At 73.6% G+C, this 7,698-nt stretch carries 6 protein-coding genes; 3 read left to right on the top strand and 3 right to left on the bottom strand.

Translation table 11 applies throughout. The features are described 5' to 3' along the window. Positions 1–141: 141 nt before the first annotated feature. The 3 genes from mprF (AX685_RS07050) to AX685_RS22405 form a co-directional block, all read right to left on the bottom strand. Positions 142–2,820: a bifunctional lysylphosphatidylglycerol flippase/synthetase MprF gene (mprF, locus tag AX685_RS07050; protein WP_082740670.1), complete on the bottom strand. Its 2,679-nt coding sequence runs from the start codon at positions 2,818–2,820 to the stop codon at positions 142–144. Beyond that, complete coding sequence (locus tag AX685_RS07045; protein ID WP_096611983.1) at positions 2,813–3,259, bottom strand: DUF2147 domain-containing protein; 447 nt, start codon at positions 3,257–3,259, stop codon at positions 2,813–2,815. Before AX685_RS07045 ends, mprF (AX685_RS07050) begins: the two co-directional genes overlap by 8 nt. Positions 3,260–3,345: 86 nt before the next feature. Then, entirely contained in the window at positions 3,346–3,837 is a 492-nt protein-coding gene (locus AX685_RS22405) for an AcvB/VirJ family lysyl-phosphatidylglycerol hydrolase (protein ID WP_066486914.1), read from the bottom strand. Positions 3,838–3,861: 24 nt separating this feature from the next. On the opposite strand from AX685_RS22405, the gene AX685_RS22400 reads away from it, so the two are divergent. From AX685_RS22400 to mprF (AX685_RS07025), 3 genes are all read left to right on the top strand, one after another. Further along, complete coding sequence (locus tag AX685_RS22400; protein WP_066486914.1) at positions 3,862–4,353, top strand: AcvB/VirJ family lysyl-phosphatidylglycerol hydrolase; 492 nt, start codon at positions 3,862–3,864, stop codon at positions 4,351–4,353. A gap of 86 nt (positions 4,354–4,439) precedes the next feature. After that, positions 4,440–4,886 carry a DUF2147 domain-containing protein gene (locus AX685_RS07030; protein ID WP_096611983.1) on the top strand — a complete coding sequence of 149 codons (447 nt, stop codon included), beginning with the start codon at positions 4,440–4,442 and terminating at the stop codon, positions 4,884–4,886. Next, positions 4,879–7,557 carry a bifunctional lysylphosphatidylglycerol flippase/synthetase MprF gene (gene mprF / locus AX685_RS07025; RefSeq protein WP_082740670.1) on the top strand — a complete coding sequence of 893 codons (2,679 nt, stop codon included), beginning with the start codon at positions 4,879–4,881 and terminating at the stop codon, positions 7,555–7,557. Before AX685_RS07030 ends, mprF (AX685_RS07025) begins: the two co-directional genes overlap by 8 nt. Positions 7,558–7,698: the final 141 nt, after the last annotated feature.

The raw sequence follows: 7,698 nt of genomic DNA, 5'->3' as shown, positions 1-7,698 counted from the left end.
CACGCCCGCTGCCGCCGCTGCGGCTGCGGGCGTGCTGGACGCCGTTTTCATCGGTGACCACCCGCGCGCCGGCCAGATGGTGGCCGGCGGCACATTCCGGCGGCACCGCGGCGGCCGGACCGGGGGCAGGGTGCGGACCGCTCATGCCGCGACCCCGGCGGTCTCCGCCGCCGCCGCATTGTTCGCCGCCGGGGGCGGGGTAGGCGGGCGATCCGCGCCGCCGTCGCCGCGCGCGGGCCGCGCGGGAAGCGCCAGATGCGGCGACGATGCCTCCACCATCGGCCGGCCGACCAGCCGCGACAGGTCGCGCAGCGCCTTCAGCATCCCCAGCCCGTGCGGCCCGGCGATATAGCGCGGCTCCCATTCGGGGGCGTATTTCTCCTTGTAGGCGCGCAGGCCGCGGAACCCGTAGAAGCGTTCGCCGTGGCGGAACACCAGCGCCGCCGCCTTCGCCCAGGCGGGCGCCAGCCGCCGCCCCTCGATCCCCGACAGCGGCGCGATGCCGAGCGTGAAGCGGCGATAGCCGCGCGCCTGCGCCCATTGCAGCAGGTGGACGAACAGGAAATCCATCGTCCCCGGCGGGGCGGCATCCACCTGGCGCATCAGGTCGACCGACGCCTCGCTGCGGTCGGCGGTCAGCCAGAGGTTGGCGAAGGCGACGATCCGCCCGTCGATCAGCACCAGCGCGATGTCGAAATGGCGCAGGTAGTCGCGGTCGAACCGCCCCAGGCTGAAGCCCTTTTCCTCATGCCGCTTGGCGCGCACCCATTCGTCGGAGACGCGCGCCAGTTCGTCCATGATGACCGGCACCGCCGCGGCGGGGACGATGCGGAATTCGGCGCCCTTGCGCGCGACCGCACGCTCCGCCTTGCGGACCGAGCGCAGCCGCGGCGTGTCGAGCGTGAAGGCGGACAGGTCGACCACCGCCTCCTCGCCATATTTGATGATCTCCAGCCCCATGCCGATCGCCAGGTCCAGCATCGGCGCGGTGATCTGGTACAGCAGCAGCCGCCCCTGCGCGCGGTCGGCCATGTCGCGCATCTGCCACAGCAGCGCGGGCCAGGCGGCGGGCGCGCCGACGGGATCGCCCATCACGATCCAACTCGACCCGCGCACCTGGTACATCAGCAGCGCGGTTTCGTCGTCGGACAGCAGGAAGCGCTTGTCGCCGGTCAGCGCCAGCATCGCGTCGGTGCGCGTCGCGGTGGCCAGGATGCGCGCGATCGCATCGGCATCGGCGGGCGGGTGCGCGGCGACCCGCGCCGGCCCCATCAGCCGCCAGATCGTCGCCCCCGCCAGCATCACCGCCACCGCCAGCGTCGCGCGCAGGAAGCGCGGCGCATCGCCCTTCAGCGCGACCTGCCACCACAGGTCGTCGGCATAGGGCACGCGGCGATAGGCGAAGAACCCCGCCCAGGTCGCGAGCGCAACGATCGTGGCGATCGACGCGATCCACCCGGCGGTCAGCGGCGCCTGCGTCAGCGCGCTGCGCCGGTAGAAGGCGGGGCGCGTCCATTGCAGCAGCCCCGCCAGCGCCAGGCAGACGATCGCTTCCTCGACGTCGATCCCCTTCGCCAGCGAAAAGGCGGCGGCGGCCAGCAGCAGCGCGCGCGTCGCCACGAACGCGCCGTCCAGCCGTCGGTACAGCGCCGGGGCCATCAGCAGCAGCCCGGTGCCCGCCAGACTCGCGGCGATATGGCTCGCCTCGATGAACGGCAGTGGCAGGATATGCCCCAGAACGCCCATGCGCGCATGGAGCGAGGGCAGCGACCCCGACAGCAGCAGCATCCCCCCGCCCAGGAACGTCGCCGCCGCCATCGTCAGCGGTGCGATCCCGCTGGCGACCGCGCGCCCCTCCGCCAGCAGCCGCGCGGGCAGTGCGCGGTGGCGCCGCCCCTCGTGCCACGCCAGCAACGCCACCCCCAGAGCCAGCGGGGCGAGGTAATAGATGACGCGATAGGCGATCAGCGCGGCGAACAGGTCGGCCCGGTCGCCGGGGATCACCGCCAGCACCACCGCCTCGAAGACGCCGATCCCGCCGGGGACGTGCGTCACCACCGCCGCGACGATGCCGAGCGCATAGGCCAGGACGAAGGCGGGCAGCAGCGCCGGCTGCGCGCCGGGGATCAGCACGTACAGCGCGGCGGCGGCGGCGGCGGTGTCCAGCGCGGCGATCGCGATCTGCGCCAGCGCCTGCCGCGCGTCGGGCAGCGGCACCGAGAGCCGCCACAGCCGCAGCGGCGCACGCCGTACCGCGCACGCTGCGACCAGCGCCGCCGCCAGCGCCAATATGCCGACGCCCGCGGCATGCGCCGCATCGGCGCCGATCGTCGCCCCGGCAATCGTCAGCGCGCCGTCGCGCAGCGCCAGCGCCAGCCCGGCGACGGTGACGATCCCGGCCCAGAAGGTCGCGCTGGCGATCCCGACGACGCGCGCGACGTCCGGCCCGTCCAGCCCGGCGGCGCTGTAGATGCGATAGCGCGCCGACCCGCCGGTCAGCAGCGACAGCCCCAGATTGTGGCTGAGCGTGTAACTGGTGAACGACGCCAGTGCCGCAGTGCGCCACGGCAGCGGCCGCCCGATGATGCGCAGCGCCATGACGTCGTACAGCGTCAGCGCCAGGTAACTGAGCGCGGTGAACCCCAGCGCCATCGCCACCTGCGTGCCGGACAGGTCGTGCAGCGCGGCGCGCACCTGCGCGAAGTGGATCTCGCGCGTCAGCCGCGCGAGCGCCGCGAACCCCAGCGCCACCAGCGCCAGCACCGCCGCGACCGCGATGGTCGTGCGATGCCGCGCCAGCCGGATCAGCCGCTCAGGCATGGGGTGGCTGCCCGATGCGGCGCCACGTCTGCGACTTGCACAGCAACCCGCCCAGCACGCACCCCTTGATCACCATGTGATCGGGTTCGGACTGTTCGATCCGCGATGCGAACCGCCGCCCCATGTCGGGGACGAACACCGTGCCCGCCCAGGCACCCGATCCCAGCGGGCGATAATCCTCCAGCAACTGGACGCCGATCAGCGGATCGACCCCGCTGTCGCGCGCATCGTCGCGCGCCTCCGCGCTGGCCCAGACGATCCATCCGCACAGATGGGCGCCGCACGCGCCGGTACGCACCGCGACGGTGCCGCGCGGGTTCATCCAGAACCCCTCCGGCCCGGCTCCTTCGGCGAAGAAGCCGGCCTGCGCCGCCCCCGCCGGCAGCAGTGCGGCGGCCAGCGCGATTCCCGTCGCCATGCCGCGCCATCCCATCGTCATCGTTCGCCTCCCCTGTTGGTTCTTGGCCGGTCGCCACCCTGCGCCCCCGCGCATGACGCCCGCTTCATCGTTCGCTGACATTTTCGTCATCCGGCGCGCCCGGCGGTGTCGGCGATCGCGCGCCACAGCGCCCGCGTCAGCGCCGCCGTGTCGTGGTTGAGGTAATGATCGCCCGGCAGCGCGACGGCGCGCACGTTGCGCTGGTGCCATGACGGGCACAGGCTGGTTTCCTCGCGAACGCCGTGGATGCACAGCACCGGCACCCAGCCGATGCGCCGCGCGCTGGGCAGGGCGGGGCCGTCGGGCGCGCCGTCCAGCAGTCCGCCGGGCGATGCCTTGAACAGCAGCGTATCGCCCGGCACCACCAGCGCGACCAGCGGCACCCGCGCGCGCAGCGACGCGGGCAGCCGCGCCGCGCTCGCCTGCAGCATGTCGGCGCCGAACGACTGGCCGATCAGTACCACCCGTCGCGCGCCCGGCAGCGCCAGCGCGGGGCGTGCGGCGGCGGTGACGAAGGCGGCGGCCTCGGCCCGGGTGCGGCGGTGGCGGAAATAGACCAGCGAATTGACCTCCAGCACCGGTACGCCGCGCGCGGCGTACCGGTGCTGGAGGTCAATTCGCTGGTCTATTTCCGCCACCGCCGCACCCGGGCCGAGGCCGCCGCCTTCGTCACCGCCGCCGCACGCCCCGCGCTGGCGCTGCCGGGCGCGCGACGGGTGGTACTGATCGGCCAGTCGTTCGGCGCCGACATGCTGCAGGCGAGCGCGGCGCGGCTGCCCGCGTCGCTGCGCGCGCGGGTGCCGCTGGTCGCGCTGGTGGTGCCGGGCGATACGCTGCTGTTCAAGGCATCGCCCGGCGGACTGCTGGACGGCGCGCCCGACGGCCCCGCCCTGCCCAGCGCGCGGCGCATCGGCTGGGTGCCGGTGCTGTGCATCCACGGCGTTCGCGAGGAAACCAGCCTGTGCCCGTCATGGCACCAGCGCAACGTGCGCGCCGTCGCGCTGCCGGGCGATCATTACCTCAACCACGACACGGCGGCGCTGACGCGGGCGCTGTGGCGCGCGATCGCCGACACCGCCGGGCGCGCCGGATGACGAAAATGTCAGCGAACGATGAAGCGGGCGTCATGCGCGGGGGCGCAGGGTGGCGACCGGCCAAGAACCAACAGGGGAGGCGAACGATGACGATGGGATGGCGCGGCATGGCGACGGGAATCGCGCTGGCCGCCGCACTGCTGCCGGCGGGGGCGGCGCAGGCCGGCTTCTTCGCCGAAGGAGCCGGGCCGGAGGGGTTCTGGATGAACCCGCGCGGCACCGTCGCGGTGCGTACCGGCGCGTGCGGCGCCCATCTGTGCGGATGGATCGTCTGGGCCAGCGCGGAGGCGCGCGACGATGCGCGCGACAGCGGGGTCGATCCGCTGATCGGCGTCCAGTTGCTGGAGGATTATCGCCCGCTGGGATCGGGTGCCTGGGCGGGCACGGTGTTCGTCCCCGACATGGGGCGGCGGTTCGCATCGCGGATCGAACAGTCCGAACCCGATCACATGGTGATCAAGGGGTGCGTGCTGGGCGGGTTGCTGTGCAAGTCGCAGACGTGGCGCCGCATCGGGCAGCCACCCCATGCCTGAGCGGCTGATCCGGCTGGCGCGGCATCGCACGACCATCGCGGTCGCGGCGGTGCTGGCGCTGGTGGCGCTGGGGTTCGCGGCGCTCGCGCGGCTGACGCGCGAGATCCACTTCGCGCAGGTGCGCGCCGCGCTGCACGACCTGTCCGGCACGCAGGTGGCGATGGCGCTGGGGTTCACCGCGCTCAGTTACCTGGCGCTGACGCTGTACGACGTCATGGCGCTGCGCATCATCGGGCGGCCGCTGCCGTGGCGCACTGCGGCACTGGCGTCGTTCACCAGTTACACGCTCAGCCACAATCTGGGGCTGTCGCTGCTGACCGGCGGGTCGGCGCGCTATCGCATCTACAGCGCCGCCGGGCTGGACGGGCCGGACGTCGCGCGCGTCGTCGGGATCGCCAGCGCGACCTTCTGGGCCGGGATCGTCACCGTCGCCGGGCTGGCGCTGGCGCTGCGCGACGGCGCGCTGACGATTGCCGGGGCGACGATCGGCGCCGATGCGGCGCATGCCGCGGGCGTCGGCATATTGGCGCTGGCGGCGGCGCTGGTCGCAGCGTGCGCGGTACGGCGTGCGCCGCTGCGGCTGTGGCGGCTCTCGGTGCCGCTGCCCGACGCGCGGCAGGCGCTGGCGCAGATCGCGATCGCCGCGCTGGACACCGCCGCCGCCGCCGCCGCGCTGTACGTGCTGATCCCCGGCGCGCAGCCGGCGCTGCTGCCCGCCTTCGTCCTGGCCTATGCGCTCGGCATCGTCGCGGCGGTGGTGACGCACGTCCCCGGCGGGATCGGCGTCTTCGAGGCGGTGGTGCTGGCGGTGATCCCCGGCGACCGGGCCGACCTGTTCGCCGCGCTGATCGCCTATCGCGTCATCTATTACCTCGCCCCGCTGGCTCTGGGGGTGGCGTTGCTGGCGTGGCACGAGGGGCGGCGCCACCGCGCACTGCCCGCGCGGCTGCTGGCGGAGGGGCGCGCGGTCGCCAGCGGGATCGCACCGCTGACGATGGCGGCGGCGACGTTCCTGGGCGGGGGGATGCTGCTGCTGTCGGGGTCGCTGCCCTCGCTCCATGCGCGCATGGGCGTTCTGGGGCATATCCTGCCACTGCCGTTCATCGAGGCGAGCCATATCGCCGCGAGTCTGGCGGGCACCGGGCTGCTGCTGATGGCCCCGGCGCTGTACCGACGGCTGGACGGCGCGTTCGTGGCGACGCGCGCGCTGCTGCTGGCCGCCGCCGCCTTTTCGCTGGCGAAGGGGATCGACGTCGAGGAAGCGATCGTCTGCCTGGCGCTGGCGGGGCTGCTGCAATGGACGCGCCCCGCCTTCTACCGGCGCAGCGCGCTGACGCAGGCGCCGCTGACCGCCGGGTGGATCGCGTCGATCGCCACGATCGTTGCGCTCGCGACCTGGGCGGGGTTCTTCGCCTATCGCCGCGTGCCCTATGCCGACGACCTGTGGTGGCAGGTCGCGCTGAAGGGCGATGCGCCGCGCTTCCTGCGCGCGACGCTGGCGGTGGCGGTGATGCTGGCGGGGGCGACGATCTGGCGGCTGATGGGGCCGGCGCGGGTCGCCGCGCACCCGCCCGCCGATGCCGATGCGATCGCGCGCATCCTGGCCACCGCGACGCGCACCGACGCGATGCTGGCGCTGACCGGCGACAAGCGCTTCCTGCTGTCCGACGACGAAACCGCGCTGCTGATGTACCAGGTGCGCGGGTCGAGTTGGATCGTGATGGGCGATCCCGTCGGCGCGCCCGCCGCCTGGCCCGCGCTGCTGTGGCAGATGCGCGACATGGCCGACCGCGCGCAGGGGCGGCTGCTGCTGTACCAGATCACCGCGCCGATGCTGGACCTGGCGATCGGCATGGGGCTGGAGATCATCAAATATGGCGAGGAGGCGGTGGTCGACCTGTCCGCCTTCACGCTCGACACGCCGCGGCTGCGCTCGGTCCGCAAGGCGGAGCGTGCGGTCGCGCGCAAGGGCGCCGAATTCCGCATCGTCCCCGCCGCGGCGGTGCCGGTCATCATGGACGAACTGGCGCGCGTCTCCGACGAATGGGTGCGCGCCAAGCGGCATGAGGAAAAGGGCTTCAGCCTGGGGCGGTTCGACCGCGACTACCTGCGCCATTTCGACATCGCGCTGGTGCTGATCGACGGGCGGATCGTCGCCTTCGCCAACCTCTGGCTGACCGCCGACCGCAGCGAGGCGTCGGTCGACCTGATGCGCCAGGTGGATGCCGCCCCGCCGGGGACGATGGATTTCCTGTTCGTCCACCTGCTGCAATGGGCGCAGGCGCGCGGCTATCGCCGCTTCACGCTCGGCATCGCGCCGCTGTCGGGGATCGAGGGGCGGCGGCTGGCGCCCGCCTGGGCGAAGGCGGCGGCGCTGGTGTTCCGCCACGGCGAACGCTTCTACGGGTTCCGCGGCCTGCGCGCCTACAAGGAGAAATACGCCCCCGAATGGGAGCCGCGCTATATCGCCGGGCCGCACGGGCTGGGGATGCTGAAGGCGCTGCGCGACCTGTCGCGGCTGGTCGGCCGGCCGATGGTGGAGGCATCGTCGCCGCATCTGGCGCTTCCCGCGCGGCCCGCGCGCGGCGACGGCGGCGCGGATCGCCCGCCTACCCCGCCCCCGGCGGCGAACAATGCGGCGGCGGCGGAGACCGCCGGGGTCGCGGCATGAGCGGTCCGCACCCTGCCCCCGGTCCGGCCGCCGCGGTGCCGCCGGAATGTGCCGCCGGCCACCATCTGGCCGGCGCGCGGGTGGTCACCGATGAAAACGGCGTCCAGCACGCCCGCAGCCGCAGCGGCGGCAGCGGGCGTG

It is taken from the genome of Sphingomonas sp. CCH9-F2 (assembly GCF_001556735.1).
GTDB classification, from domain to species: domain Bacteria; phylum Pseudomonadota; class Alphaproteobacteria; order Sphingomonadales; family Sphingomonadaceae; genus Sphingomonas; species Sphingomonas ginsenosidimutans.
The sequence above is the reverse complement of the archived record's forward strand: the minus strand, read 5'-3'. Positions and strand labels throughout refer to the sequence as shown.